The 25,894-nt window shown below is 35.2% G+C and carries 34 protein-coding genes and 1 riboswitch; of the genes, 29 read left to right on the forward strand and 5 right to left on the reverse strand.

The annotated features are described in order from the left end of the window. The first annotated feature begins 90 nt into the window (after positions 1 to 90). The 9 genes from fabG (at position 91) to ABS917_RS16090 (ending at position 7,992) form a co-directional block, all read left to right on the forward strand. Positions 91 to 855: a 3-oxoacyl-ACP reductase FabG gene (fabG, locus tag ABS917_RS16050; protein ID WP_350479951.1), complete on the forward strand. Its 765-nt coding sequence runs from the start codon at positions 91 to 93 to the stop codon at positions 853 to 855. A gap of 15 nt (positions 856 to 870) precedes the next feature. Next, a complete protein-coding gene (locus ABS917_RS16055) occupies positions 871 to 1,320 on the forward strand; it encodes a MaoC family dehydratase N-terminal domain-containing protein (protein ID WP_350480000.1) in 450 nt (149 codons plus the stop codon). Beyond that, entirely contained in the window at positions 1,317 to 1,715 is a 399-nt protein-coding gene (locus ABS917_RS16060; protein ID WP_350479952.1) for a MaoC/PaaZ C-terminal domain-containing protein, read from the forward strand. The genes ABS917_RS16055 and ABS917_RS16060 overlap by 4 nt, the downstream gene beginning before the upstream one ends. 79 nt (positions 1,716 to 1,794) lie before the next feature. After that, positions 1,795 to 2,970, forward strand: a complete 1,176-nt coding sequence (locus ABS917_RS16065; protein ID WP_350479953.1) for a thiolase family protein — start codon at positions 1,795 to 1,797, stop codon at positions 2,968 to 2,970. A 37-nt stretch (positions 2,971 to 3,007) separates the two neighbouring features. Then, positions 3,008 to 3,622, forward strand: coding sequence for a TetR/AcrR family transcriptional regulator (locus tag ABS917_RS16070; protein ID WP_350479954.1), 615 nt, complete (start codon positions 3,008 to 3,010; stop codon positions 3,620 to 3,622). Between the two features lie 426 nt (positions 3,623 to 4,048). Continuing rightward, on the forward strand, positions 4,049 to 4,420 hold the full coding sequence (locus tag ABS917_RS16075) for a GntR family transcriptional regulator (protein ID WP_350479955.1): 372 nt from the start codon (positions 4,049 to 4,051) through the stop codon (positions 4,418 to 4,420). A 5-nt stretch (positions 4,421 to 4,425) separates the two neighbouring features. Beyond that, on the forward strand, positions 4,426 to 5,292 hold the full coding sequence (locus ABS917_RS16080; RefSeq protein WP_350479956.1) for an ABC transporter ATP-binding protein: 867 nt from the start codon (positions 4,426 to 4,428) through the stop codon (positions 5,290 to 5,292). Further along, the gene (locus tag ABS917_RS16085; RefSeq protein WP_350479957.1) at positions 5,285 to 5,890 is read left to right on the forward strand and encodes an ABC-2 transporter permease; all 606 of its coding nucleotides are present in this window, start codon (positions 5,285 to 5,287) and stop codon (positions 5,888 to 5,890) included. Before ABS917_RS16080 ends, ABS917_RS16085 begins: the two co-directional genes overlap by 8 nt. Before the next feature lie 302 nt (positions 5,891 to 6,192). Next, complete coding sequence (locus tag ABS917_RS16090) at positions 6,193 to 7,992, forward strand: S9 family peptidase (RefSeq protein ID WP_350479958.1); 1,800 nt, start codon at positions 6,193 to 6,195, stop codon at positions 7,990 to 7,992. A gap of 59 nt (positions 7,993 to 8,051) precedes the next feature. On the opposite strand, the gene ABS917_RS16095 is transcribed toward ABS917_RS16090, so the two are convergent. Then, positions 8,052 to 8,543, reverse strand: coding sequence for a histone acetyltransferase (locus tag ABS917_RS16095; protein ID WP_350479959.1), 492 nt, complete (start codon positions 8,541 to 8,543; stop codon positions 8,052 to 8,054). Further along, positions 8,540 to 8,947, reverse strand: coding sequence for a nuclear transport factor 2 family protein (locus tag ABS917_RS16100; protein WP_350479960.1), 408 nt, complete (start codon positions 8,945 to 8,947; stop codon positions 8,540 to 8,542). The genes ABS917_RS16095 and ABS917_RS16100 overlap by 4 nt, the downstream gene beginning before the upstream one ends. Positions 8,948 to 9,115: 168 nt before the next feature. Here ABS917_RS16100 and ABS917_RS16105 point away from each other — a divergent pair, with 168 nt between their 5' ends. The 3 genes from ABS917_RS16105 to ABS917_RS16115 all read left to right on the forward strand — a co-directional run bounded on the left by ABS917_RS16105 (position 9,116) and on the right by ABS917_RS16115 (position 10,184). Then, a complete protein-coding gene (locus ABS917_RS16105) occupies positions 9,116 to 9,727 on the forward strand; it encodes a kinase (RefSeq protein WP_350479961.1) in 612 nt (203 codons plus the stop codon). Between the two features lie 152 nt (positions 9,728 to 9,879). After that, complete coding sequence (locus tag ABS917_RS16110; protein ID WP_350479962.1) at positions 9,880 to 10,005, forward strand: hypothetical protein; 126 nt, start codon at positions 9,880 to 9,882, stop codon at positions 10,003 to 10,005. Continuing rightward, a complete protein-coding gene (locus ABS917_RS16115; RefSeq protein ID WP_350479963.1) occupies positions 10,005 to 10,184 on the forward strand; it encodes a hypothetical protein in 180 nt (59 codons plus the stop codon). The genes ABS917_RS16110 and ABS917_RS16115 overlap by 1 nt, the downstream gene beginning before the upstream one ends. 186 nt (positions 10,185 to 10,370) lie before the next feature. Here the strand turns inward: ABS917_RS16115 and ABS917_RS16120 are convergent, their stop codons facing one another. Continuing rightward, positions 10,371 to 11,222 (reverse strand): alpha/beta fold hydrolase, encoded by an 852-nt coding sequence (locus ABS917_RS16120; RefSeq protein ID WP_350479964.1) that lies wholly within the window; start codon positions 11,220 to 11,222, stop codon positions 10,371 to 10,373. A gap of 453 nt (positions 11,223 to 11,675) precedes the next feature. Between ABS917_RS16120 and ABS917_RS16125 the strand changes: the two genes are divergently transcribed. After that, positions 11,676 to 12,509: a hypothetical protein gene (locus ABS917_RS16125; RefSeq protein ID WP_350479965.1), complete on the forward strand. Its 834-nt coding sequence runs from the start codon at positions 11,676 to 11,678 to the stop codon at positions 12,507 to 12,509. A 101-nt stretch (positions 12,510 to 12,610) separates the two neighbouring features. On the opposite strand, the gene ABS917_RS16130 is transcribed toward ABS917_RS16125, so the two are convergent. Together ABS917_RS16130 and ABS917_RS16135 are read right to left on the reverse strand one after the other, a co-directional pair. After that, a complete protein-coding gene (locus tag ABS917_RS16130) occupies positions 12,611 to 12,883 on the reverse strand; it encodes a YesK family protein (protein WP_350479966.1) in 273 nt (90 codons plus the stop codon). Between the two features lie 133 nt (positions 12,884 to 13,016). Continuing rightward, positions 13,017 to 13,487 (reverse strand): DinB family protein, encoded by a 471-nt coding sequence (locus ABS917_RS16135; RefSeq protein ID WP_350479967.1) that lies wholly within the window; start codon positions 13,485 to 13,487, stop codon positions 13,017 to 13,019. A 99-nt stretch (positions 13,488 to 13,586) separates the two neighbouring features. Between ABS917_RS16135 and ABS917_RS16140 the strand changes: the two genes are divergently transcribed. The 16 genes from ABS917_RS16140 (at position 13,587) to ABS917_RS16215 (ending at position 25,883) form a co-directional block, all read left to right on the forward strand. Continuing rightward, positions 13,587 to 14,123: a P-loop nucleotide/nucleoside kinase family protein gene (locus tag ABS917_RS16140; protein ID WP_350479968.1), complete on the forward strand. Its 537-nt coding sequence runs from the start codon at positions 13,587 to 13,589 to the stop codon at positions 14,121 to 14,123. A gap of 52 nt (positions 14,124 to 14,175) precedes the next feature. Then, positions 14,176 to 14,730, forward strand: coding sequence for a GNAT family N-acetyltransferase (locus ABS917_RS16145; protein ID WP_350479969.1), 555 nt, complete (start codon positions 14,176 to 14,178; stop codon positions 14,728 to 14,730). Between the two features lie 56 nt (positions 14,731 to 14,786). After that, the gene (locus tag ABS917_RS16150; RefSeq protein WP_350479970.1) at positions 14,787 to 15,335 is read left to right on the forward strand and encodes a GNAT family N-acetyltransferase; all 549 of its coding nucleotides are present in this window, start codon (positions 14,787 to 14,789) and stop codon (positions 15,333 to 15,335) included. Positions 15,336 to 15,360: 25 nt separating this feature from the next. Continuing rightward, positions 15,361 to 15,783, forward strand: a complete 423-nt coding sequence (locus ABS917_RS16155) for a DUF4181 domain-containing protein (RefSeq protein ID WP_350479971.1) — start codon at positions 15,361 to 15,363, stop codon at positions 15,781 to 15,783. Positions 15,784 to 15,860: 77 nt separating this feature from the next. Further along, positions 15,861 to 16,550 (forward strand): polysaccharide deacetylase family protein, encoded by a 690-nt coding sequence (locus ABS917_RS16160; RefSeq protein WP_350479972.1) that lies wholly within the window; start codon positions 15,861 to 15,863, stop codon positions 16,548 to 16,550. Between the two features lie 180 nt (positions 16,551 to 16,730). Then, positions 16,731 to 17,258 carry a sigma-70 family RNA polymerase sigma factor gene (locus ABS917_RS16165; RefSeq protein ID WP_350479973.1) on the forward strand — a complete coding sequence of 176 codons (528 nt, stop codon included), beginning with the start codon at positions 16,731 to 16,733 and terminating at the stop codon, positions 17,256 to 17,258. Then, positions 17,248 to 18,282 carry an LCP family protein gene (locus ABS917_RS16170; RefSeq protein ID WP_350479974.1) on the forward strand — a complete coding sequence of 345 codons (1,035 nt, stop codon included), beginning with the start codon at positions 17,248 to 17,250 and terminating at the stop codon, positions 18,280 to 18,282. Before ABS917_RS16165 ends, ABS917_RS16170 begins: the two co-directional genes overlap by 11 nt. Positions 18,283 to 18,697: 415 nt before the next feature. Beyond that, positions 18,698 to 18,797: riboswitch (purine riboswitch) on the forward strand. Positions 18,798 to 18,908: 111 nt separating this feature from the next. Next, positions 18,909 to 20,204 (forward strand): NCS2 family permease, encoded by a 1,296-nt coding sequence (locus ABS917_RS16175; protein WP_350479975.1) that lies wholly within the window; start codon positions 18,909 to 18,911, stop codon positions 20,202 to 20,204. 313 nt (positions 20,205 to 20,517) lie between these two features. Next, entirely contained in the window at positions 20,518 to 21,069 is a 552-nt protein-coding gene (locus ABS917_RS16180; RefSeq protein ID WP_350479976.1) for an NUDIX hydrolase, read from the forward strand. A gap of 35 nt (positions 21,070 to 21,104) precedes the next feature. Continuing rightward, a complete protein-coding gene (locus ABS917_RS16185) occupies positions 21,105 to 21,233 on the forward strand; it encodes an NUDIX hydrolase (protein ID WP_350479977.1) in 129 nt (42 codons plus the stop codon). Then, the gene (locus ABS917_RS16190) at positions 21,233 to 21,583 is read left to right on the forward strand and encodes an NUDIX hydrolase (protein ID WP_350480001.1); all 351 of its coding nucleotides are present in this window, start codon (positions 21,233 to 21,235) and stop codon (positions 21,581 to 21,583) included. The genes ABS917_RS16185 and ABS917_RS16190 overlap by 1 nt, the downstream gene beginning before the upstream one ends. Positions 21,584 to 21,624: 41 nt before the next feature. Next, on the forward strand, positions 21,625 to 22,053 hold the full coding sequence (locus ABS917_RS16195; RefSeq protein WP_350479978.1) for a DUF4279 domain-containing protein: 429 nt from the start codon (positions 21,625 to 21,627) through the stop codon (positions 22,051 to 22,053). A gap of 118 nt (positions 22,054 to 22,171) precedes the next feature. Continuing rightward, positions 22,172 to 22,375: a zinc ribbon domain-containing protein gene (locus ABS917_RS16200; protein WP_008403962.1), complete on the forward strand. Its 204-nt coding sequence runs from the start codon at positions 22,172 to 22,174 to the stop codon at positions 22,373 to 22,375. A gap of 215 nt (positions 22,376 to 22,590) precedes the next feature. Further along, positions 22,591 to 24,234: a glycerol-3-phosphate dehydrogenase/oxidase gene (locus ABS917_RS16205; protein WP_350479979.1), complete on the forward strand. Its 1,644-nt coding sequence runs from the start codon at positions 22,591 to 22,593 to the stop codon at positions 24,232 to 24,234. A 113-nt stretch (positions 24,235 to 24,347) separates the two neighbouring features. Further along, the gene (locus ABS917_RS16210) at positions 24,348 to 24,914 is read left to right on the forward strand and encodes a glycerol-3-phosphate responsive antiterminator (protein WP_350479980.1); all 567 of its coding nucleotides are present in this window, start codon (positions 24,348 to 24,350) and stop codon (positions 24,912 to 24,914) included. Positions 24,915 to 25,085: 171 nt separating this feature from the next. Further along, positions 25,086 to 25,883, forward strand: coding sequence for an MIP/aquaporin family protein (locus ABS917_RS16215; protein WP_350479981.1), 798 nt, complete (start codon positions 25,086 to 25,088; stop codon positions 25,881 to 25,883). Positions 25,884 to 25,894: the final 11 nt, after the last annotated feature.

Here is a 25,894-nt window from a genome sequence, read left to right on the forward strand (position 1 = left end):
AAAATGTTTCGTTTGACTGAATAATTCTTTAAACCTACTAATAAAATGTTAAGACACAAAATATTAGTAGAAAAGGCAGGAGGATTTTATATGACGAAAAGGTTTGATAATAGAGTTGCATTTATTACTGGTGGTAGTCGCGGAATTGGAAAAAGTATTGCAGAGAATTTTGCCGAAGATGGCGCAAAAATAGCCATAATTGATATCGATGCAGAAGCTTTACAAAACGTACAGTCTGAATTTAGAGATAAGGGATTCGATATTTTAGCTCTTCAGGCAAATGTTGTAAATTCACAGGAAGTAGAGGCAACAATGGAACAAGTGATCCAGGAATATGGATCACTTGATATTTTAGTCAATAATGCAGGTATCATCCGTGATAACTTACTGTTTAAAATGAATGATAATGACTGGGATCAGGTAATCGATGTTCATTTAAAAGGGGCCTTTAATACTACGCGTGCAGCACAAAAGCATATGGTTCACCAGAAGTATGGAAGAATTATCAATATTTCTTCAACTTCAGCATTAGGAAACCCTGGGCAAGCAAATTATTCAACGGTTAAAGCAGGCTTACAAGGTCTGACAAAAACACTGGCAAGAGAACTCGGGAAGTTTGGCATTACTGCAAATTCAGTTGCACCTGGTTTCATCGAGACAGATATGACAAAATCTACTGCAGATCGAATGGGCATACCATTTGAGGATTTCTTAAAAGCAGGTGCTAGTAAAATTCCTGTTGGCAGAGTTGGAAAGCCAAGTGATATTGCCAATGCAGTTGCTTTCTTTGCGGATGAACAATCTTCATTTGTAAACGGGCAAGTACTCTATGTAGCCGGCGGACCGACAAATTAAGGAGGGATGGACAACTTGTATACAGAATATATTGGTCTAACTTCTAACAAAGTTAGAAATGTAGTTGAAAGAGAGCTTGTAAGAAGATTTGCGGAATCCATTGGAGATAATCACCCAATTTATATAGATGAAGAGATTGGTGAAAAATCGAGGTTTGGCACAAATATAGCTCCTCCCACATTTCCAAGGGTGTTAAGATCCGGCTATATCGAGGGACTAAAATTACCGCTAAAAGGATTAATACACGGTGAACAAATTTATCACTATGAACGACCTCTTTTAGTAGGAGAGGAAGTCTATTGCTACTCGAAAATAGAAGATTACTATGAAAAAGAGGGCAGCACCGGAAAAATGGGCTTCTTGAAGATGACAAGATACGGTGAAGACAGCGATGGAAAATTAATTTTTACGGAAGAATCGATTACAATCATCACTGAAACGGTAAGGAGGTCGTTAAACGTATGACAATATTAGCAGAGATAAGCAAAGGTGAATCTCTTGAAACGACACTTAAACCAGTAACAAGAATGGATTTGATCAAGTATTCAGGTTCTTCCGGCGATTTTAATCCGATTCATACAATTGACGAGGAAGCTAAAAAAGCTGGTCTGCCTGGTATTATTGCACATGGCATGTGGACGATGGGCAATCTTTCCAAGCTGTTTACGCCTTATTTTGAAGAGGGCTATATAAAGGACTACAACATTCGGTTTTCAGGAATGGTATTTTTGGATGATGTACTTACATTAAAGGCAGATTTAATTGATAAAGCAAATCAATCACTAATCTTTGATGTGAAAGCTATAAACCAACATCAAAAAGCTGTGGTTAAGGGGAAATTAATATTTGAATGTTATTAATCAAAAAGGGTTTGTCTCTATTTAAAATAGGATGGGGGCAAATCCTTTTAATCTAAAATGATAAATGAGGAGAATATATATGAAAAGAGATGCTGTTATTGTATCAGCTGTTCGTACAGCAATTGGAAAACAAGGTGGGGCATTAGCAAGTCTTCCTGCTCATTTGTATGGAGGAGAAGTTATTAAAGAGGCAATCAAGCGAGTAAATCTTAATCCAGAAATGATAGATGATGTGATTTTAGGGAATGTTTTAAGTGGTGGCGGAAATATTGCTAGGTTGACAGCTTTACAAGGCGGTTTATCTGTCAATATTCCAGGATTAACAATAGATAGACAATGCGGTTCTGGGATTAATGCAGTTGCATTAGCTGCTCAAGCGATACAATCTGGTGCAGGGGATATATATGTTGCCGGTGGGGTTGAAAGCATGAGCCGTGCACCCTATCAATATGAGCGTCCAGAGCAAGCATACAGTTCCATCCCACCAAAATCTCGTAAAACCCTCCTTGCTCCCGAAGAAATCGGTAATCCAGGCATGGGAATTACTGCCGAAAACCTTGTAAAAAAATACGATATTACTAGAAAGGAACAAGATGAATATTCTTTAAGAAGTCAACAGAGAATGGCAAGGGCAATTGAAGAAGGCCGTTTTGATGAGCAAATTGTTCCAATTAGTATACCAGTTCGTAAAGGAGAGCCGATTCACTTTAACAAAGATGAGCACCCACGTCCGAACACAACGTTAGCTGCATTAGCAAAGCTATCTCCAGCTTTTCAAAGAGATGGAACTGTGACAGCTGGAAGTAGTTCCGGACTTAATGATGCGGCATCTGCAATGGTAATTATGTCTCGAGAAAAGGCAGAAGAATTAGGGATTCAACCATTAGCAACGATTATAGATTCAGCCGTTGCAGGAGTAGACCCTAATATTATGGGAATTGGTCCAGTACCGGCAACAAAAAAACTATTAGAAAAGTTGAACCTCTCTATATCTGATATGGATATTATCGAATTGAACGAGGCGTTTGCTGCCCAGGTAATTGCTTGTGATCGAGAATTGGAAATCGATCCGGAAAAATTAAATGTTAATGGCGGAGCTATTGCGCATGGCCATCCATTAGGTGCTACAGGAGCAATTTTAATAACAAAAGCTGTATATGAATTAAAACGATCAGCTGGAAAATTCGCTCTTATTACTGCTTGTATCGGTGGAGGTCAAGGAATCTCTTTAGTAATCGAAAGGGAATCGAATTAAAGTTAACTAAAATCTAAGACTTGAGGAGCACACTATTATGCGAGGAAGAATTATAAAAGAAAGTATAGAGCTTTTCGATAAAAAGGGATTCAGTAAAACTTCCATTCAAGATATTATTGATACCATCGGTGTGACAAAAGGTACTTTTTATTATTACTTTAAAAGTAAACAGGAATTATTAATGGATATACATTTAAATTATATTAAAGAGCTGTTAGCTGAACAGGCAGTGATCTTAAATGATGAATATCTAAGCAGTATAGTAAAAATCAATAAATTGGTTCATTTAATTATAAAAAATATTAAAGTACATGGTAAGAGCGCAAGAGTATTTCATCGGGAGTTTCGGCATCTGGATGATAAGCAATTAAAGTTAATAAATGGTTATCGAAAAGAATTTCGTATTAATCTCGAAAAACTTTTTGATGAAGGTATTGAAAAAGGAGAATTCAGGGAAGATCTTAGAAGTGATATTGTTATCTTTGGCATCCTTGGCATGGTTAACCGTTCATATAATTGGTATAATCCGGATGGAGAAGTAACAGAAGAAGAACTTGTGAGTACTTATATGGAAATGATATTAAATGGAATAAATAAAGATACAAACACTACAGGACATAGTAGGGGAAATTTGAGCGAAAGTACTTTTTAAAAGGAAATAGATAATTAGGGGATCTAAACCAATGTACGAAAAAAATTTATGGGCAAATTCCAAACAAAAGAGTAAACAGGCATCTGTATTACTCTTTTTATTTTCAATCTATCTGTTTAAATTCCGAAATTTGCAAATAAAAAAGAAGCCAAAAACATTGTGAAAAAATGTTTTTGGCTTCTTTGCGTATTTTTTACGGTGGCAGCAACATTTCGTCTTACATAAAAAAGATATATTTACAAAAAATGGTTGAACAAATATTGAATGCATGTATATAATGTACTTATAGTGTATATACATTATATAAGGGTGTTTGATTATTTGAATTTTTCTACTGACATTTCATATTACGGCTTAACTGTAAAAACAAGTAATAAAGAACAAGATTTTAAGTATTTTTGAATAAGTAAAAAATGAGGGCTGTGCATGCAAATAATTATTTCAAACATTTCAAAGGAACCAATTTATGAACAAATTACAAATCAAATAAAATCCGCAATTTTAGCAGGTGAACTGCAGGAGGGTGCAGCAATACCTTCCATGCGTAATCTTGCCAAAGAACTGCAAATCAGTGTAATCACAACAAAGCGTGCTTATGAGGAATTAGAGAAGGCGGGTTTTATCTATTCGATTGTCGGAAAAGGCTCCTTTGTTGCAGAGCAAAATTTAGAAGTCATAAGAGAAAAGAAATTGAAAGTCATTGAGGAACAAATGAGCTCGGTCATCATCAATAGCAGAGAAATTGGCCTCTCACTAGAAGAATTACAAGACTTATTAAAAATTTTATATGAGGAGTGAATCAAATGGAGAATGTTGTTGAACTTACAAATGTCTCTAAAAAATTTAAAGATTTTTCTGTTAAAAATCTGAATTTAGAAGTGAAAAAAGGCTTTATAACAGGATTTATTGGGGCAAATGGTGCGGGGAAATCGACGACTATTAAAATGATGATGAATCTATTAAGACCGGATGTCGGGGAAATTAAGCTTTTCGGTTTGGATTACATGAAACATGAGAAGGCGATTAAAGAGCGCATTGGGTTTGTATACGATGGCAATGTGTTTTTTGAAGGGCTGAACTTAAAAGACATAAAACGTATCGTGGGACCTGCATACAAACGCTGGGATGAATCACTATTTTATCAGTACTTGGAAAAATTCGAATTGCCGCTGAATAAACAAATGAAGACCTTTTCAAAAGGTATGCAAATGAAGGCGTCTTTGGCAATAGCACTATCCCATCAGGCAGAGCTTATCATCATGGACGAGCCAACAGCAGGTTTAGATCCCATTTTTAGACGAGAGCTGTTGGATCTTTTACAGGAATTAATGGTGGATGGAGATCGTACCATTTTTTTCTCCACACATATTACATCCGATTTGGACCGTATTGCAGATTATATTGCTCTTATTCAGAAGGGTGAATTAATATTTAATCAGTCTATTCTTGATGTAGGTGAAAACTATGCGCTCGTTAAAGGAAGATTGGATCTTCTGGATCGAGACACTGAAAAAGCATTTATTCATGTTCACCGTGCATCAACAGGATTTGAAGCATTAACGGATAATATTAAAGGAGTACAAAGAATCTTCGGAGACACCGTTGCCATTGATCAAGCCTCTCTTGAAGATATTATGTATTACTTGAAAGGAGGAATACAACATGTTTAATCTTATCAGACGTGATGTCATACTACAGAAAAAACAGCTATTACTTTTTATTCCTTTTGTCATTTTCTTTATAATAATGGAAGCGAATCCAGCTTTGATCTTTCTCATTGCCAGCATACTTATTCCCTTTAACACATATGCTTACGATGAAAAAGTGGAGACAAACATATTATTAAATTCCTTACCTTATACTCGTACGGAAATTATCGCATCTCGCTATATCGGTGCTATTATTTATATGGTTTTAGCGATCGGAGTGACGAGTCTCACATTATTTGTTTTCAATAAACCTTTTACGCTAACACATATTGCAATTGGTTGTAGTTTATTTTTATTATTTGCTTCCTTTACATTCCCATTATTTTATCTATTTAAACCAGGATATATTTTTCCGGCTGTTATGATTAGTTTTCTCCTTTTATCAGCGATCGGACCAGCAATTGTATTATTTTTAGCTGACCAATTGACAGTAATAAAGGATTTTATTATTAATTTATCCGTCCCTGCTTTATATACAGGAGCAACAATTGCCGTCATCATAGTCTATGTTAGTTCTTGGTTTGTTACCAATAGCATTTACCAGCGTAAAGCGTTTTAAGTAAAGATACCATCACCCATATTTAGGGGTGTGTTTAGGGACACGTAACGGGCGCGATTCTGTAACAAGAATCAGTGTTCGTTTTTTTATGACTGATCGAGTTTTAACATTGCCTTGCATGGTTAAAGAGATAGTTACTATTCAAACAGCAAACTTCGCATTGTGCTGGTTTGCTTTTTTAGTAGGTAATTAGGAATTAATACTTACAATTTTCTCGTGAATTACTTATTTCTTTCTATAATAGTTTATTTATGGTAATTTAGTAATAATTCAGTTTTCTATTATTAAGGAGGAATATTCATATGGTTTCATTTCCTAAGCCAGGGGCAGAGCAGTTTTTAAGGACATTTTCAATAGGAGATTTTGCAGTAAGTCCAGATGAAAAACAACTTGTCTTCAGTACAAATTTAAGCGGAAAGTATAACTTATGGGCAATGAATCTGCCAAGTACATTCCCGACACAGTTGACATTCAATAACCAAAGCTGTCATGGTCTTTTGTATGACAAACAAGGAAGATTCATCATTGCAGGTTTTGATGATGACGGCAATGAAAATACGCAATTTTACGGGTTGCCGCTTCATGGCGGTACATTAAAAACAATTATTAATGAAGAAGGAACGCGTAATACTGGAATGATTCTTTCGGAAGACGGGAAAAAGCTTTATTACACATCATCAAAAGGAAATCCTTCTTTTTTGAATACTTATAAATATGACCTGGAAACAGGGGCGGAAGAATTAGTTTTAGAAGGAAATACTACTCCTACATTAACGATCGGTTTAAGCCCGAATGAAGAAACCCTCCTTTATATGACGGCGTATTCAAATACACATACACTGTTGTATGCAAAACGGGCGAATGACCATATTTTGCTGACACCATCTACCGATTCCCAGCACACGGTAAGTGATGCATGTTTCGCAACAGATGATCTTATTTATTTTTTAACGGACTACAACGCAGATTTTACATACTTAGCTTCCTATAATTTAGAAACAGATGAATTTATTAAAGTAAAAGATTTAGAGAATGAAAGCTTCACTACTCTGAAATATGACCAACACAAACAGCGCTTATATATTGTTAGTGAAAAAGGTGTAGAAGATACTGTATACATGTATGATTTGTCCTCAGATGAGTGGCAGAAAATTCAAACGCCATGTAGCACTATCGATAAGCTTGTTGTGACGAAGTTAGGAAATTTATATCTGTTAGGCGGTAGTGCTACTAAACCGGTTAATATTTACCGATTTACAGACAATGAGTGGACTTCTATTACACAATATACAGTTCCAGGTGTCGACCAAAGCGAATTAGTGGAGCCTGAAGTCATTACGTATACTTCTTTTGATGGGCTGGAAATTGAATCTTTATTCTTCAAAGCGAAAAAGGAAAATGATAATGGGGAAATCATCTTTTGGCCACATGGTGGTCCGCAAGCTGCAGAGCGAAAATTCTTTAGAGCTTCGTTCCAGTTTTTTTTAAATAATGGTTATAGTATATTTGCGCCAAATTTCCGTGGATCAACAGGTTATGGATTAGCTTTCACGAAAATGGTAAACGGAGATTGGGGTTATGGTCCGCGACTTGATAATGTCGCAGGTCTCGATTGGCTTATTGATAACGGTTATGCAGAAAAAGGCAATATTTTATTGATGGGTGGAAGCTATGGTGGCTATATGGCTTTACTGCTTCACGGACGTCATGCGGATTATTTCAAAGCGGTAGTCGATATCTTTGGACCATCGGATTTGTTTTCATTTGTCAATTCGGTTCCGGAAGACTGGAAGCCGATGATGGATCAATGGGTAGGAAATCCTGAAAGAGACAAAGAAAAATTTATCGAATATTCTCCAATTACGTATTTAGAGACAATGACAAAACCAATGCTCGTTATCCAAGGAGCAAATGATCCACGCGTTGTAAAAGAGGAGTCGGATCAAATTGTGCAGGCGTTAAAAGATAAGGGCCGTGAAGTTGAATATATGCTTCTTGAAGATGAAGGTCATGGATTCTCTAAAAAAGAAAACGAAATTGCGGTTTACCAAAAAATCCTTTCATTCTTCAGCCGATTTGTAGAGTCTAAAGTGAAAGCATAACTTTTACTATATAAAATATAATAAGCGACAATCATTATACAGAGTGATTGTCGCTTTTTTTAATTTAAAGTGATGATATCTACTAGCGTTTTTAACCCTTCATTCACTTCTACTAGCTGATCATTGCCTTTTACTCCAAAAAGATAGACTTTATCGTTATTTTTAGGTGAATACATGTAACTGTCTTCTAAAGGCTGTTCTAGTGTTGGCTTACTATCAAATTGATAGACCCTCACTACATACTTGATTTCGTTTTCTTGTAAGTATTCGATATCGAGCAATGGCTCTTCTTTAAAAAGTTTATTATCTGGCCGTTCCAACTGCACATATGGGAATCGATAAATTTCAACCATAGGAGTAAAAGCAACATCCGATATCTTAAATACTAAAAGTTCTTCATTTGTTTTGTGGTCTGTTACTGAAATAGTATCAATATTACTACTCAAAGCTTTTCCTATAATGGCATCTCTACCATACTCTTGCCAACTATCAAAGATAAACCAACCAAAAACAATGACGCCGATTATGATTACCCATAGCCATCTTCTCACAATTTAGATACATTCAAATTTTTTGTAGTTGAACTGCTAATAAAATTTTTTAATTGAAGTGGCGTTATCGTTCCTTGGTGGAAATATAGCTGCCAGTGCCCGTCAATCAATTTCCATATCGAACTACGCAATGTATTTCTTTCTCTAGTTGTATCAACTAAAAAATAAGTAGCTAAGACAATGTCATGAGCGAGTGGGTAGATTTCGTAGTTGTGCAGCTTCATTTCTGTCAAAACAACACCAGTTTCAAGACACTCTTTTTTATCATAAATATAACCGGAGCTGCCAATCTCAAAAAATTCATCTGCTAAAATGGCATCAAGCTTTTCTTTACTCCTTCTAACTTCTAACCCGGTATGACTTTCCTCTAATTGCTGTAAATGCTCTTTTAAATTCTCTATCATAACAATTACCACCTAACTTTTTTAACGTACTACTTAACTTATTTCTAGATTTTTCAACCTAAATCCTCTAAATTAAAAGATATCTCCAATATAGGAATATTTATATACTTAGCGAAATGATTACAGATTTTAAAAAATTTCAACTAATAGCTGAAAGGATTTCATTCAATGGAATATTTAGATAATTTAATTCGTCAAATTAATGAGGGATATGAAAAGCATATTGAAAAAAGGCCTTATATCGTTGCTATAGATGGTTTATCGGGTGCTGGCAAAACTACGCTTGTAAAGCACTTTGAACACATTTTAGAAAATGTGGTTGTAATTCATATTGATGACCATATTGTTGAAAGATCCAAGCGTTATAATACAGGGCATGCGCAATGGTTTGAGTATTATCAATTACAGTGGGACACTAAATTTTTGAAAGAGCAGCTCTTTCAAAAAATACGACAAAATGTTTCATCAATAAAACTACCCTTTTATAATAAAGAAGAGGATACGCATTTCAACAAAACGATTAATATATCTGGCTACAGCATGATAATCATAGAAGGCATCTTTCTTTTACGGGATGAATGGAAAAGTTTTTATGATTATATCGTTTTCTTGGATTGTCCTAAAGAAGTGAGGTACAAGCGTGTAATTCAACGAGATACATATATCGGAGATAAAGAAAAAATATTACATAAATATACTTTACGATATTGGGTGGCGGAAGAATATTATTTGGAAAAGCAAAATCCTATTAAACGAGCACATTATATTCAACTGTCGTAATAAATTTAGCTCATGATCTCGAGTGATTTTCAAAAGAAGCTACAGGGAATTCTGTATAAAAAGATATGTATGACTGAGGTATGGATTATTTAACGGAATTTTGAAACTTTTATAGAATCAGATCGTATAAATTTATAAAGGGTGATCATTTAATGAAAGAGAAAATTATTTCACAGAATAGTGAAAATAAAAAGCCGAGTTATGTTATTCCTGGATTTATTGGAGCTGCAATTGGTGGCGTAATAGGTTTGGTTGCATATGTGAAAGATTGGCTATGATGCGGGGAGTATTATTAGCTATCGCAGGAATCGTTCTTTCCTTTTTACTGTTTGCTTTAAGCATGGTGCATGTAGACGACTTTACGCTGCTGACAATTACCGGGATTTTAGGCTTAAGTGGTGTATCTTATTTTGTTTATCGTTTTGTTTCTAGATCGATTCATCAATACAAAGAATAAAATGAAAAGGGAGAGGAGATTTTTATAGCCTCCCAAGTAGAATTTTTATTTTTAAAAATACATTAAAAAGTAGGTTATGATTAATGGAAAATAAAAAGATAAGTAAAACCAACACAGCGTTGTATTCTTTTTCTGCATTAGCGCTAATTTTACTATTACTAAATTATTTCTTATTTGATTAAAGGTTTATACATACTTAAGCGTATTGAAGGTTTCTTCAACAAAAGCATTAAATGCTTGTGCTTCTTCTACAAACGGGTAATGGTTCGAATCATTGAATATTGTAAGGTATGAATTTGGGATCAATTCAGCAATTTCATAGCTGAATTCAACCGGACATTGGGCATCTAAAAGTCCACCAAAAATAAAACTAGGTATTTCAACTTTTTGTAGAGAAGGACGTAAATCAAATTGTTTAACAGCAACTTTTCTGAAATAATCAAGCGCACGTCCAACTATACGCCCACTATTAGGTATTGTAAGTGCATTCTTTAATTTATTTTCACTCGAGAAAGACATAAGTGCCCATTCAAAGTCTAAGGATTTACGTTTTTCTAGCGGTGTTTCAGGGTTATTCAAGCTTTCCATAATTTCAATAATACGATTAAAATTTTTATTTTGAGTACAATAAATACTCTTTGGATGACTTGCATATTCTTTGCTGGCAGCACTGCATCCGCATATGATACTCGTTAAAGATTGTTGTTTATCGACTGCATATTGTAGCGCTAACATACCACCTGTAGAGTGTCCGGCGAATGTCCACTTCTCAAAAGATAAGGCTTCCCGAATTGCCTCTAAATCCAATATAACGTTATGTAATTTTAACTCTTCATCACAAATAATTTCAGGGGAGTTACCCGCACCTCTGACATTGAGTAAAAATACTTGATATTGTTTAGTAAATGGATTGGCAAACCAATTACCTTTCTCATTAAAAGCACTATAAAAATGGGCAATGGCAAGTGGTTCTCCGTTCCCGCACGTAAAATATTCAAAAGTACCTCTAGTTGTTTCAATCATTTTTCGTTCCCACATATTTAGCACTCCTTAATAATTTCAATTTCTAACAAATTTTAACGTTAGTATATTAATATTTCTGTTTCGAACACCTTAACCCCTTTATATTAATAGTAAAAGCTCTAAAATGATGGATTACGCCATAAATGAACTCCTTTAAAAGGGAGAATGGAGGTTGAATAATGGATGTCCTATCCGGGCTAGCAATTGTACTCATCATCACGGGAATGGTTGTATGTGCAATTAAAATGAGAAACTTGAAAAATAAAATCCATGATAGTTCTGCAACTCAATTAATCCTTAGGTGGATAATGGCTACCGTAGCGTGGGGAGTATTTAGTATATTTCTTGTAGTATGGTGGCTAATTCCCCGATTGCTGTGAAAAACTGCAACATTCAAAAAGAGGACTTTCGACTTCCATTTTCGAATATTAATAATAAGGTAGAAACGAAGGAGCTGTTTTAGAATGTGTGGGATTAGAAACTAAAAAAAGAGAACGAGATGCTTGTCTTCCAAAGCATCGTCAGGAATTAATGGAAGCAATCGAACTTGATTTAATCAATGATGAAAATGTTTTGGCCGTTTTTTACGGGGGGTCCATAGGGAACGAGGAAACAGATTTATATTCTGATATCGATCTCCGTATTGTTGTAAAAGATGAAGTATATGAGGAGTATAGGTTGAACAAAAAGCAACGGGCCAGTAACTGGGAAAATGCTCTTTTCTTTGAAGACTTTCATTGGGCAATCTACAGTACGGCACATTACAGGTCATTTATAAAAGTGGACAGCTTTTATTATAAAAAGGTGGATATGAAGCCCTCTATCTGGACTCAGAAATTAAAAATTGTTCATGATCCAACAGGCTTGATCCATGATGTATTAACAAAATCAGCGGATTTAACGTATAGACCTTCTGTTCAAGAAATAGAGCATTGGAGAACAAAATTTTTTGCTTATTTGCATGAAGCATACAGAAGAGTGATGAGAAAAGAAATCTATTATGCACTTCACAATATAGATAATTTAAGATTATCCATGATAACTGGTTGGTATATGGAAGCAGGCATACAACCGAATACCTTTGGGGATTGGGCAAAATTAGAAGGGGATAGAAGTAAACTAAGTGAACGGCAATTATCACTGTTAATTCAGTGGCAATGCAGTAGAGAACAAGAAGAAATTTTAAATGTAATGAAAAATATCATCCCGGAATTTATTCAAATTCATAAGAAATTATGTGTGCAATACGGAGTTGATGAGAACCCCGAATGGGTAAAAGAAATTATAGATTTGGTAATGTAATTTCATATATAAGTCAGCTGTAATATGGCAGTAGAGAATATAAAAAACGCTCAGTTTATAAATATCCCTGAGCGTTCAATCTGCTTATTCAACTAAAGCCCTTACTTCGTGTTTTGATAAATAATCCCAAAAATAGTACCTATCCAAACGCCTATAAAAATAGAAAAAGCAAAGAAGCCTAGACCCATGCCTTCCCAACCACCAACAACAAATATGCTGAAAAGTACTAATCCGAAACAAATTAGGCTCATTATAGCAGAATTTAAAAATAGAACATTTTTTGAAACTTTACGGGCAATAAAAAACATGATAAATGCAAACAAAATTCCCAACAATAATAAAGGAGTCCATCCGTTTAACATCAAAACATCCACTTAATTACCCCCTGTTATGTTTTCCACGAACTGAAATGACTCTAATATACCCTAAAATACATTCCTGAAAATTTTAACATAAATTTTCCATTTTATTAAGGATAAAGAGGAAAGGCTTGATGATGAATATGAATTACTCGAAATGTCTTATGATTAAATCCGAAGAAATCGGCTTTCGCTGCATATCTCTAGCCCAAACCGACAGTTGGCCGATGTGATGAATCTCATGTGTAATCATATGAGCGAGAATCTTTTTTTGTGTAAATTCTAATATTGAACCGTTTCGTCGCTGTACTTCTATAATTTTATTTTCATATTCTGAAGGAAGTTGTTCAATTAAATGTTCGGTAAACGATTGGACAAAAGTCGAATATTCTTTTATCTCACTCAGATGAGTAAGGAGTTGTCGTCTTTCAAAAACTACTTTTTCATCAACTAATGAATTCAACCATAGCAACTCACAGTCTATTACGTGGGTAAGTGTTTCTCGTATACTTTTCATACCGCCAACCCGTTCTTTATGAAACTCTTCTTCAGGTAATGATTCACACCAATTGAACCAATCTTCCCTTACTTGCCAATTATATTTAAATAAAGATAACATTTCGCACCTCATTCTAGTAGAATAATAAGGAAATTATAACTTAAATGGGTTTATTGGGAAACAGACTTGAGGAATGCTCTAATTTAAGGAGTTGAATAAATGAACAAAAAAGTAGCGAATAAGGTCTACATTATTTCAGGTCCGGCTGGGGTAGGGAAATCAACTACTTCAAAAGAACTGACGAAAAAATTTAGGAACAGTGCCTATATTTCTGGTGATGATATTAGCCATATGCACATAAACGGTAGAAAAAATCCATGGGAGAGCTCGGAAGAAGTATTGATTTGGGATAACATATTAAGTCTGACAATGAACTTTATTAACTATGGCAATGACGTCATCGTTGATTATGTAACCTTCCCTAAAGAAGCAGAGAGGCTTAGCAAGAATCTTAAAAGTTTAGATGTGGAAGTAATTTATGTGGTTTTATGGACTGATAAAAAGACTTTATTGACTAGGGATAATATGAGGATGCCAAGCGCTAGAATGGGCGAACGATGCGCGATATTGGTGGATGAATTTATAGAATCAGGATTAAATGAAAAACATATTTTTGATACAAGCAATACTTCGTCTGATGATATGCAATATGTGATAAGTGAAATAATAAACAATTCAAAATATAAATTAAATTAAAAAATACAAGCAGGACTAAATAGAAAAATGATTGAAAAATTGAGGTGTTTTTTTGAGGGAATTCAATGACTGCATAGAAACGGATAGACTAGTAATAAGACCGCTTGAAGAAGTAGATTACACAACGTGGTTTTCCGCGTTTGAAAATAGATTGCCATCACAACATCAATACGATGAAGGTAAAATAGATATGAGCATTTGTACAAAGGATTGGTTTGTAGATTTGGTAGATCGCCATCAAAGGCTTGCTTCAGAGGATAAAGTTTATGTATTTGGGGTTTTCCGGAAAGAGGATCTTGCGCATATTGGTTCAGTTGATTTTTCCACAATGTTGAGAGATGAATTTCAGTGGGCAAGATTTGGTTATACGATCCACAACCATTTTTGGTTACAAGGATATGGAAAGGAAGCTGTAAAAGCTGCGATTACGCTAGCTTTTAATAAACTGAATTATCATCGGATCGAAGCACACATAAATCTGGATAACTTCCCATCCATTAAGCTAGCAGAAAGTGTTGGCCTTCAATTTGAATGTATAAGAAAAGGGTTTATCTATGAATTTGACGAGTGGAAAGATCATCTTATTTACTATATAAATTCGAAGTAAGCGTTAAAACTAATATAACATCTAGCAATATATATAAAGAGAAAGTAGGAATGATGATGCACATATTAGAAACCGAAAGATTACTATTAAGACCATTAACATTAGAAGACTCAGACAGAATTGAAGAATTGGCCGGAGAGTATGATGTAGCAAAGTCTACACTAAACATACCACATCCATACCCGAAAGGCTCTGCCTGTCAGTTTATAGAAAGCATCCAATCTGCAGAACAAAATAATAAAGTTATAATGTTTGCGATTGTTCATAAAGAATCACAACTGTTAATTGGACTGATAAATTTAAATTTATCCATTCCGTATCTAAGAGGAGAATTAGCATATTGGATTGGTAAAGAGTATTGGGGAATTGGCTATGGCACAGAGGCTGCTAAATCATTGTTGGAATATGGTTTTAACCAGCTTAAATTAAATAAAATATTTGCAGCTTCATTTACATCTAACACTGGTTCATGGAAGGTAATGGAGAAAATCGGTTTGAAATATGAAGGTACTTTAAAACAACATGTATCACGCTTTGGACAGTTTTATGATTTGACCTACTATGGATTGTTAAAAGATGAATTCAAAAACAATGCGCAGTTGTGAAGTAGAAATTAGGTGGTGAAAAATCGTGGATAATGTTATAACAAATTTAGTTTTAATATCATCAATTTTTGGACTTGTACTATTTTTAATGAACAAGTTCTTAAGAAAACGGTTAAACGTGAAAAAGAAAAAATTCTTTTCCTATAACCATGTAAATGAACAACATAAAAAAATAGATTGGGTCATTAGAATTACTTTTATTGTCTTTGTGTTATTCGTTTTTTTTATTAACGTCAGGGAAGATCCTTCAAAGCACATTTGGTTTTTACAAACGCATATACTTATGTTCGGTTTTATTATATTAACAGAACTAGTTAGAATCATTATGGAGAAGAGATATGCAGAAAACAAGAATGATTACATTTTTACGGCTGTACAACTAGTGGTTATTTCAGTTTTTTTACTCGCAGTGTTTACGACAGATTTTTTTGGTTTATTGGCATGGTAGTGGGTCTCGTTATTAATAATAATGCGTATATTTGTACAGTAGTTTTGTATAAAGGTTTGTAATGAAAGGAACCGAAGATGACAAAGAAATTAATAATTGCATTTATATTAATGGCTCTTTTATTTGCAGTTCTATTCCAAGTTACGAAATTAAGAACGTTTCAATTTTTTGGAGGGTTGACCTACCAAGCAGAAACAAAGGAAAGGGTAATAGCCTTAACTTTTGATGACGGTCCAACAAAGAATGTGGATCAAATTTTGCCTCTACTAAACGAATACAAGGCAAAAGCTACGTTTTTCCTTATCGGAAATGAAATTGAAAAACATCCTGATGAAGCAAAAAAATTAGTAGAAGCTGGCCATCAAATTGGAAATCATACTTATTCGCATAAAAGAATGGTTTTAAAATCGCCTTCATTTATAAAAAAAGAAATAGAAAAAACAGATGAACTAATCAGAGACATCGGGTATGAGGGAGAAATCGATTTTCGCCCACCTTACGGAAAAAAATTGATAGGCTTACCGTATTATTTAAATAAGTACAACAGGGAGACCATTATGTGTTCTTTAGAACCGGAAACGTATTATACAAGCGTTGATGATAAAGTAGATTATGTACTGGAAAACGTTAAACCGGGCTCAATTATTTTGCTTCACCCAATGTATGATCGAACCGGCGGGACTTCGCAAGTAGTTGAAACGATCTTAAGAGAACTCACGAACGAAGGCTATAAATTTGTAACAGTGGATGAACTTCAATCGTTATGATCTCTTTAGCAATACAGTAAGAAATAAAAGATTATACGGCCTGTATCTATGATTACTCGATAATCAAAGATACAGGTTTTTTTAATATTACATAATTATTTTAGTGGAAATTTGAACCTGTATTTAAATGACAATCGTCTAATAACGGAATTGAAACTAATTGTAAGGGGGGGCAGTATATTGGACTGTGAAGAAAAGAATCATTTATTAGAAAAAATAATGATCGAATATGGAACTGAACTGGTGCGGCTTGCATTATCCTATGTGAGAGATAAAGAAATTGCGAAGGACCTCGTTCAAAATACGTTTATTAAATGCTATAACAATCTGGATTCATATCGATTTGAAGCGCAAATCAAAACATGGCTCTATCGAATAACAATTAATGAATGCAAGGATTATTTAAAAAGCTGGCATTACAAAATGGTACAGGTTAAAAGCATTATTAATGAAACAACCAAGGCTGTACTACCATCAATAGAAAAAACAGTAATTGATAAATATAAAGATGAAGAAATAAAAGATATCATTTTATCTCTTCCAAAAATATATCGGGAAGTTGTTTTTCTATACTACTATAATTCATTAAACACAGACGAAATAGCCGGTGTTTTAGATATCTCTGTGAATACTGTAAAAACTCGGTTAAGAAGAGCGAAACACCGGTTAGAGCCGATGATAAAGGAGGCAGAACTTAATGGGAGATAAACGATTCAGAGGTAAATTTAATGATATATCAGATGAAGAATTGAACTTTACTAAAGAGGACCGTAATGAAGTGTTCGAAAAAATTCATAGCTTACAAAAAGGTGGAATACAAAAAAGGTCTTTAATTCTACCAAGCAAAATTATTCCGATCACAACCGCTTTATTAATTGTAGGTCTCTGTTTATTTTTATTACTTCCATCAATGTTTCCTGGACTTATTAATAAAGAAATAAACAGCATTAGTTTAAGTAAAGAAACGAATTCAACAGTTGCAAGCACAAAAGGAATAGAAGAGGCAAAAGTGTTAACAACTCTAATTACGGTTATGTCTGAAGAAATGGATAATCGAATTTACCTCAATCTTTTACTTTCGTACAGTACAGACAAACAAATGATTAAAGTAGTATCAATCCCTCATGATACATATGCACCTGTCGCTGTAAATAATGATGGGACTACTTATAATGATAAACTGTTATTTGCTTATAATTATGGTGGCTCTAAAAATGTAAGAACAACTGTCTCTAAACTTTTTGATATACCGATTGATTGTCATGCAGTAATTGATTTGAAAAGTTTTTCTTCGCTCATTGATTCTATAGGTGGTGTAGAGTATGGTTTGCAGGATAATATTACAGTGAGAGGGATTACTCAAGGGTCATTGAATTTTAAAGAAGGGGTAAATCATTTAAATGGAGAAGGGATCGTAGCATTAATGATGGCTGCTACAGAGCCTAACAATCTAGATGAAGGTAACCTTTTAAAGCTGATGGAAGCAGTAATAGATCAAGCGGAAAATGAAACTTCTTCAACTAAGTTAAAAGAATCATTAAGACGTACATTAAACAATATATCTCTTGAACATTTGTTAGAAAAGGAAATTAAATCTTTCAAACAAATATCTTTAAGTGGCGGAATGATTAATGATGCAATTACTGTAAATAATACTGAAGGCAAACACATTTACAGGTTTGATAATGATTTTATAAATACAGTATCAAAAGAGTTAACTACCTTTAAATAATGAATTAGAGGCTCGATTGCATTAACTGGCATCGAGCCTTTTTATAAGATATATGATGCGTCTACAAAGAATTAATTACACACATTAGCTGACGCATATTCAATGCACCGTTCAGTATCGATGAGTACGCATTCGCATCGGATTTTACAGAGCAATTGTAATCAGCTCCACTATCCCTGCTTATAATGTGATGCTTGTAAATTTTTTTTAGAGAAATCATTTTTGCACACGAATTCGATGTGACCGTCTGTGTTGATTCACGGTATTAAAACGGAATTTTGGTTTTGCTTACAAGTTTTGGATAGTGCTGATTTTTTGCTCTTTTTTGAATATTTATATATTAATAAAACAAAAAAATATGGTTATTTATTCTATTGACGATTTAAATTTAACTTGGTATTATTCTACTATTGTTTTTAGAAAATATAATATACCTTGTATAAATTCAAGAAGATGGCTTGAAAGTTTCTACCAGCTACCGATAATAGCTGACTACAAGTAATGGGAAATTAAGTCTATTTTTATTCCATTTTGTAGAGAAGCTTTGGCCACTTATTGGTCAAAGCTTTTTTTGTTCTAGGATAATAAATTAATTGCTAACATTATAGCAACTAGGAGATTACAACATGAAAAACTTTTTCAAATTTGCAGAGCGGGGTACTTCGTATAAAACGGAAACACTTGCAGGAATCACGACCTTCTTATCGATCGCCTATATTTTGATCGTCAATCCCATTATCCTAAGTCAATCTGGAATGGATCACGGAGCTGTATTCACTGCAACTGCGCTAACTGCTATTATCGGCACATTGCTTATGGGTATACTTGCGAACTTCCCGATCGCTATTGCACCGAGTATGGGATTAAACTCCTTCTTTACTTTTACAGTTTGTATTGGGATGGGCATTGATTGGCAAGTCACGTTAACAGGTGTTTTTGTTGCCGGCATCATCTTCTTGATTTTAAGTTTATTTAAAATTCGCGAAAAAATTATTAATATTATTCCAAGTGATTTGAAGTTCGCAATCGCTGCTGGTATTGGTTTTTTCATCACATTTGTTGGATTGAAAAACGGTGGCATTATTGTTGGTAATCCAGATACATTTGTGGCGATTGGCGATTTAACTTCACCGATGACTTTATTAGCAATTCTAGGTATTTTCCTTACAATCATCATGTTAGTAAAAGGCATTAACGGCGGTATTTTCTACGCTATGGTCATTACAACAATTGTAGGTATGCTTTTCGGTAAAATCGAAGTACCCTCTTCAATCGTTGGTAGTATTCCAAGCCTTGAACCGACATTTGGTGTTGTGTTTGGTCATTTAGATGAAATTTTTACAGCAGAAATTCTGACAGTGATTTTCACGTTCCTAATTGTAGCCTTCTTTGACACAGCAGGTGCATTAATTGGACTAACAAGTCAAGCAGGCATGATGAAAGACAATAAAATTCCGAATATCGGAAAAGGGTTACTTGCTGATTCAGCTGCCGGTGTTATTGGAGCTGTATTAGGTACATCAACACCTGCTACAAGCGTTGAATCATCTGCTGGTATTGCTGTGGGAGGAAAAACCGGCTTTACATCAGTAGTTATTGCAGCATGTTTCGTCGTTGCATTATTCTTCTCACCACTTGTTAGCGTTATTTCTGTGGAAGTAACATCCGCCGCATTAATTATTGTCGGTGCACTGATGGCCATGGAAATCCGTAGAATCAACTGGACAAAGTTAGAAATCGTCATTCCGGCATTTTTAACAATTATTATGATGCCGCTAACTTCTAGTGTGGTTATCGGGATTGGGTTAGGATTTGTGCTGTATCCTATTTGTCTCATCGCACAAAAGCGTGCTAAAGAAATTCACCCGATTATGTATGTGCTTTGCCTGTTATTTCTTTTATACTTTGCCTTTATCGTATAAATGATCTTCAAAATAATTGACATAAAAGACATAGATTATTCGTAATAATCTATGTCTTTTTCCTTTGAATTTCTTTTGGAAGTAGGCGGGTAGGCGGAAATGACAAAAGGGATTTATTAGAGGTTTGGTTTAGCAAATATCCATATCTATTTACGAGCATGAACCTGCTACAAGGATTCATGCTCGTTTTTTTATGAATCAAGGATTGAAAAACAAGTATTATTTGGATAAATATGTTAAAATTTATGAGGTATTGCATATGGAAAGCTCGATTAAAAAGCCTGGATTTTGGCGTGAATTTATGGAGGTAATTATGGATAAATGGAAAACTTTAAAATCAGAGTATATACATAAAAGTCCTTTTGGCAATATTCGAAAAGACGAATGCAAGCTTCCTAACGGTATTGTGATAGATGATTATTATGTAAACGAATATTCTGATTGGGTAAACGGTGTCGTAATAACAAAGGAAAACAAGATTGTCCTTGTTGAACAGTACCGTTATGCGGGCAATGAATTTTACCTTGAAGTCCCTGCTGGGAAAATCGAAGAAAATGAAACGTATGAGGAAGCGATAATCCGAGAAGTAAAGGAAGAGACCGGTTATATTTCAGAAAGCAAGCCTATTTTACTTGGAGAATTCATGGTTAACCCCGCTATACAAAATAACAAAGTAATTACTTTTCTCTTGCTTGATGCTTTTAAGAAATTCGAACAAGATTTAGATGACACAGAAGAGCTTACAATTAATTTAATTAATTTTAATGAAATGGATAGTTTGATTAAGTCGAAGCAGATCAATACACAACTGTTTACATCACATGCATACACAATGGCAAAAATGTACTGTATGGAAAAACACTGAGTATCTAATTAAATAGAAGAAAAAGAGGTGGGAAAATGTCACATGTAAGAATACGATGTACAGGATTGATCATCGAAAACAATTCGGTACTGTTAGTAGAGTATGATGATAATGGAATCCATTATAATTTACCAGGCGGGGGCTGGAACCCGGGGAGACAATAATTGAAGGTGTCGCTAGAGAAGTATTTGAAGAAACTACGGCAGAAGTTGAAGTTGGACCGTTAGCATTAATTTATGAGTTTCCACCGCATAAGCAATCAGGTGATTATGATGTGAATGCCAAACATGGACTTCACCTTATTTTTGAATGTACTTTAAAGAATCGATCGATCCCGAAATTACCCGAAAATCCAGACCTTAATCAAACGGCGGTGAAATGGATTCCTATAATAGAATTGGACTCAATCTTGCTGCTGCCCAATATAACACAGCAAATAAAGAACTATATTGCTAATAAAAGAAATATTGACTTGATTGAGGATTATCGGTTGGAGAAACTCTACTTGAAGTGAATGTAAGTCTTTTCAGAACCCAATGAGGGCATAAAATTGAGGTGTTCAAGATCGAAGAATATTGTACAGAAACGAGAGCATACTTTACTTTATTTGGAGAGGATTTTCCTTTGGAGGAATTCACTAGAGAAATAGGAATCATTCCAACAGAAGCATACAGAAAAGGTGAGGAATGTATTCGAGGTAAAACAAAACATGTAAGATTTGAAACTGCATGGGAGTACGGGGTAGATTACATAATGACAAACCATCCTGAGGAACAAATTCATACCATTGTAAATACACTATATAACTCAACAGAGATTATTAAAAAATATAAAGATAATTACAATTTGAAATGTAAATTAGTTACGGTTGTTTGTTTTAATTGTCAGCAAACACGTGGGCTTGTTATGAATAAAAAGGCAATTGCATTTGCCAATCAAGTAAATGGGGAATTTGAATTCGATATTTATCATGACAACGATTAGCAAGGCGTTTTAAGGATAGCGTTGATTCCATTTATCGAACTCGTAATTACTGAAACTTTTTTCCACTCGATTCCGTATAAAAGTATAACAAATCGTAAAGTGGGAGAGGGGACTATATATGTCTGAAAAAGGCTGTATAAAATGTGGAAGTAAGGATGCGAGCAAGAAAGAGGTGGCGATGACTGGTACAGGGTTATCCAAAATGTTTGATGTTCAGCACAATCAGTTTATAGTCGTTTACTGCAATAACTGTGGATATTCAGAGTTCTATAATAAAAAATCGTCTTCAGCCTCAAATATTTTTGACCTGTTTTTTGGTTAAAAGATTAAATATAATGTTAATTTTGACTTACCGGATTTGATCAAATCAGAACTAATAATGTAAATGTCTTGCATTTTTCCTTCTGTGGCGTTAAGATAAGGTCAAGTTAATAGACCGGTTTGAGTTAAAGAGAGACCTTAAAGAACGCACAAAGCGATATTTGTGTGGTGCTTTAAGGTCTCTCTTTTTTTGTCTACATTTAAGGAGGAATTATTATGTCAACAGCTTCATCATTACAACGTTCAGTCATCATGAATGATTTACAGAGCAAAGAATATGACGTTTTAGTTATCGGTGGCGGTATTACAGGTGTGGGGATTGCACTCGATGCCATTACGCGCGGATTATCAGTCGCATTAGTTGAAATGCAGGATTTTGCGGCAGGTACGTCAAGCCGCTCAACAAAATTAGTGCACGGCGGTTTACGTTATTTAAAACAATTTGAAATTAAAGAAGTAGCCGAGTTAGGAAAAGAGCGTGCGATCGTGTATGAAAATGGTCCTCACGTTACAACACCTGTATGGATGTTATTACCGTTCCATAAAGGTGGTACATTCGGTAAATTTTCTACATCTGTTGGGTTACGTGTGTACGATTTCTTAGCAGGGGTAAAAAAATCAGAGCGCCGCTACATGTTAAATAGTGCGCAAACATTGGAAAAAGAACCGTTAGTTAAGCAAGGCGATTTATTAGGCGGCGGTGTTTATGTTGAATACCGTACTGATGATGCACGCTTAACAATTGAAGTTGCAAAAACCGCGATTGAAAAAGGTGTCGTTTTAGCAAACTATACGAAAGCTTCAGGCTTTTTATATAATGATGCGAAAAAGATTATCGGCATTGAAGCGACAGATTTACTATCGAATGAAACAATTCAAATTCATGCGAAAAAAGTCGTGAACGCAGCGGGTCCATGGGTAGACGATGTTCGTAGCATTGAAGGCAAAACAAGCGGTAAGCATTTAATTTTGTCAAAGGGTGTGCACATCGTATTTGATGAGTCAAAGTTCCCGTTAAAACAGGCGGTTTATTTTGATACACCGGATGGCCGTATGGTATTTGCGATTCCGCGTAACGGTAAAACGTATGTTGGTACGACTGATACGTTTTATGAAGGGGATCCGCGCAATATGGATATCGAACAATCCGATCGCGATTACATTATGAACGCCATCCACTATATGTTCCCGAATGTAAAAGTGACGGATGCGGATATTGAATCAAGCTGGGCGGGTGTACGTCCGTTAATTCATGAAGAAGGAAAAGGACCATCAGAAATTTCCCGTCATGATGAAGTATGGGAATCTGATTCAGGCTTAGTTACAATTGCGGGCGGTAAATTAACAGGCTATCGTAAAATGGCGGAAGCAGTTGTAGATAAAATTTCAGCGAGCCTAAAAGCGGAATTTGGTGTAGAGAGCAAACCTTGTATTACAAAAAACATCCCGATTTCTGGCGGTGAAGTAGGCGGCTCAAAACATATCCAAACGTTTATTTCGAAAAAGACAGAGTTAGGTGTGAAAGCGGGCTTAACGAAAGAAGAAGCGGCGTATTTAGCACAGCATTATGGCTCGAATGTTGAAAAAGTATTTAGCTATGTGGCAAAAGCAAAAGACACGATGCCGAAAGCTTTATTTGCGCAGCTACAATATGGTATCGAGCATGAGCTTGTGACGACACCTGTCGATTTCTTCGTCCGCCGTACAGGTAATATGTTCTTTAATATTGCTTCGGTATTGGCACATAAGGATGCAGTCATTGCACATATGGCACAGCAGTTAAATTGGTCAGATGCCCAATTATCGGAGTATACAGAACTGTTGAACATTGAAATTAAGCGTGCAACAACCGCAAAATAATGTAAAATGATATTGTGATATAATTTTGGCTCATCGATTGCGTGGGAGATTTGAATTAACGCAGCCGATGAGCCATATTAATATAAACAGATTTCTAAATATAGGAGGATGTTATGCCGTTTAATGATCAGAAAATTATTCCTGCTGCCCGAACAATTAAACAGTTTGATAAAGTAGTAAAAAGTGAATTCGAATATATCGTATTGCTAGAAGTGCATTTAAGTCAATTACGCTCGCTAAAACAAGAGGCCGATCGTCATGGAAAAAAATTAATTATTCATGCAGATTTAATACACGGTCTGAAGACGGATAATTTTGCCGCGGATTATTTATGTAATGATATTCGCCCGGCAGGCATTATTTCTACACGCTCCAATATGATTTTAAAAGCGAAATCCCGCGGTATATTGGCGATTCAACGTGTCTTTTTAATTGATACAATTGCGCTTGAAAAAAGTTATTCGCTCCTTGAACAAACGGCCCCGGACTTTATTGAATTACTTCCAGGTGTTATCCCGGAAATGGTTGAGGAAGTATCTACGCAAACAGGTATTCCTGTTATTACAGGGGGCTTAATTCGAACGGATGAGCAAATTAAGCTGGCATTTGATGCAGGGGCAATTGCCATTACTACCTCCAATAAAGAATTGTGGAAACGTTTCCAAAAAGTTGTTGACTAATGAATAATTTCAAACTATTATGATTACTAAGTCAATAAATACGTGGTTGAGTAAAGGAGTCCGCATGTACAATTGTTTTACGTAAATACGTGAAACAATTGTTACTTGCGGACTTTTTTTTCTTCTAACTATTTTATTAACGGAATATACATGAGCTAAGGAGGTTATGGAATGTCAACATTTACAGCCGAGTTGGTCGGCACGATGCTGCTAATATTATTCGGTGGTGGCGTTGTAGCAGGTGTTTCATTGCACAAATCAAAAGGTCAAGGTGGCGGTTGGGTCGTCATCACTTTTGCATGGGGCTTTGCCGTAGCGATGGCAGCATATGCAGTAGGGGGCATTAGCGGAGCACACTTAAACCCGGCATTAACAATTGCTCTTGCAACAATTGGCAATTTTGCATGGGCGGATGTGCCATTGTTTATCGTTGCACAACTATTAGGAGCGTTTTTAGGTGCTGTGTTAGTCTACTTTGTTTATTTACCGCATTGGAAAGGCACAAAAGACAAAGGTGCAAAACTTGGCGTATTCTCAACAACTCCAGCAGTAAAACATATTCCTTCAAACATGATTGCTGAGATGGTCGGCACATTCGCATTAGTATTAGGGATTTTAGCTTTAGGGACAAACGAAATTACTTCAGGATTAAATCCATTTTTAGTCGGTATTTTAATTGTTGTTATTGGTATGGCATTGGGTGGTCCAACTGGTTATGCGATTAACCCGGCCCGTGACTTAGGTCCACGTATTGCACATGCGCTATTACCGATTCCAGGTAAAGGAGATTCAGCTTGGTGGTATGCATGGGTACCTGTAGTTGCCCCGATTATCGGCGGTGTTTACGGAGCAGTATTTTTTAGCTTTATCTGGAATGGAGCAGATGCAACATTATTCTGGATTTTCAGTGTAGTAGTAGCGGCGGTATTCGTAGCTGCACAAATGACAGTATCGAAAGTAGAAGAGTAGAAGAGTAGGAG

Origin of the sequence: Solibacillus sp. (assembly GCF_040273735.1) — a bacterium.
GTDB lineage: Bacteria > Bacillota > Bacilli > Bacillales_A > Planococcaceae > Solibacillus.

Bases quoted from the DNA above. Each gene is read 5' to 3' on its own strand.
- ABS917_RS16150 (WP_350479970.1), top strand. From the start codon at position 14,787: ATGCACATATTAGAAACCGAAAGATTACTATTAAGACCATTAACATTA.
- ABS917_RS16185 (WP_350479977.1), top strand. From the start codon at position 21,105: ATGTCACATGTAAGAATACGATGTACAGGATTGATCATCGAAAACAAT.
- ABS917_RS16075 (WP_350479955.1), top strand. From the start codon at position 4,049: ATGCAAATAATTATTTCAAACATTTCAAAGGAACCAATTTATGAACAA.
- ABS917_RS16120 (WP_350479964.1), bottom strand. From the start codon at position 11,222: ATGTGGGAACGAAAAATGATTGAAACAACTAGAGGTACTTTTGAATAT.
- ABS917_RS16205 (WP_350479979.1), top strand. From the start codon at position 22,591: ATGTCAACAGCTTCATCATTACAACGTTCAGTCATCATGAATGATTTA.
- ABS917_RS16110 (WP_350479962.1), top strand. From the start codon at position 9,880: ATGAAAGAGAAAATTATTTCACAGAATAGTGAAAATAAAAAGCCGAGT.
- ABS917_RS16140 (WP_350479968.1), top strand. From the start codon at position 13,587: ATGAACAAAAAAGTAGCGAATAAGGTCTACATTATTTCAGGTCCGGCT.
- ABS917_RS16215 (WP_350479981.1), top strand. From the start codon at position 25,086: ATGTCAACATTTACAGCCGAGTTGGTCGGCACGATGCTGCTAATATTA.
- ABS917_RS16065 (WP_350479953.1), top strand. From the start codon at position 1,795: ATGAAAAGAGATGCTGTTATTGTATCAGCTGTTCGTACAGCAATTGGA.
- ABS917_RS16080 (WP_350479956.1), top strand. From the start codon at position 4,426: ATGGAGAATGTTGTTGAACTTACAAATGTCTCTAAAAAATTTAAAGAT.
- ABS917_RS16210 (WP_350479980.1), top strand. From the start codon at position 24,348: ATGCCGTTTAATGATCAGAAAATTATTCCTGCTGCCCGAACAATTAAA.
- ABS917_RS16180 (WP_350479976.1), top strand. From the start codon at position 20,518: ATGGATAAATGGAAAACTTTAAAATCAGAGTATATACATAAAAGTCCT.
- ABS917_RS16060 (WP_350479952.1), top strand. From the start codon at position 1,317: ATGACAATATTAGCAGAGATAAGCAAAGGTGAATCTCTTGAAACGACA.
- ABS917_RS16085 (WP_350479957.1), top strand. From the start codon at position 5,285: ATGTTTAATCTTATCAGACGTGATGTCATACTACAGAAAAAACAGCTA.
- ABS917_RS16160 (WP_350479972.1), top strand. From the start codon at position 15,861: ATGACAAAGAAATTAATAATTGCATTTATATTAATGGCTCTTTTATTT.
- ABS917_RS16115 (WP_350479963.1), top strand. From the start codon at position 10,005: ATGCGGGGAGTATTATTAGCTATCGCAGGAATCGTTCTTTCCTTTTTA.
- ABS917_RS16200 (WP_008403962.1), top strand. From the start codon at position 22,172: ATGTCTGAAAAAGGCTGTATAAAATGTGGAAGTAAGGATGCGAGCAAG.
- ABS917_RS16175 (WP_350479975.1), top strand. From the start codon at position 18,909: ATGAAAAACTTTTTCAAATTTGCAGAGCGGGGTACTTCGTATAAAACG.
- ABS917_RS16170 (WP_350479974.1), top strand. From the start codon at position 17,248: ATGGGAGATAAACGATTCAGAGGTAAATTTAATGATATATCAGATGAA.
- ABS917_RS16135 (WP_350479967.1), bottom strand. From the start codon at position 13,487: ATGTTATCTTTATTTAAATATAATTGGCAAGTAAGGGAAGATTGGTTC.
- ABS917_RS16100 (WP_350479960.1), bottom strand. From the start codon at position 8,947: ATGATAGAGAATTTAAAAGAGCATTTACAGCAATTAGAGGAAAGTCAT.
- fabG (WP_350479951.1), top strand. From the start codon at position 91: ATGACGAAAAGGTTTGATAATAGAGTTGCATTTATTACTGGTGGTAGT.
- ABS917_RS16105 (WP_350479961.1), top strand. From the start codon at position 9,116: ATGGAATATTTAGATAATTTAATTCGTCAAATTAATGAGGGATATGAA.
- ABS917_RS16070 (WP_350479954.1), top strand. From the start codon at position 3,008: ATGCGAGGAAGAATTATAAAAGAAAGTATAGAGCTTTTCGATAAAAAG.
- ABS917_RS16090 (WP_350479958.1), top strand. From the start codon at position 6,193: ATGGTTTCATTTCCTAAGCCAGGGGCAGAGCAGTTTTTAAGGACATTT.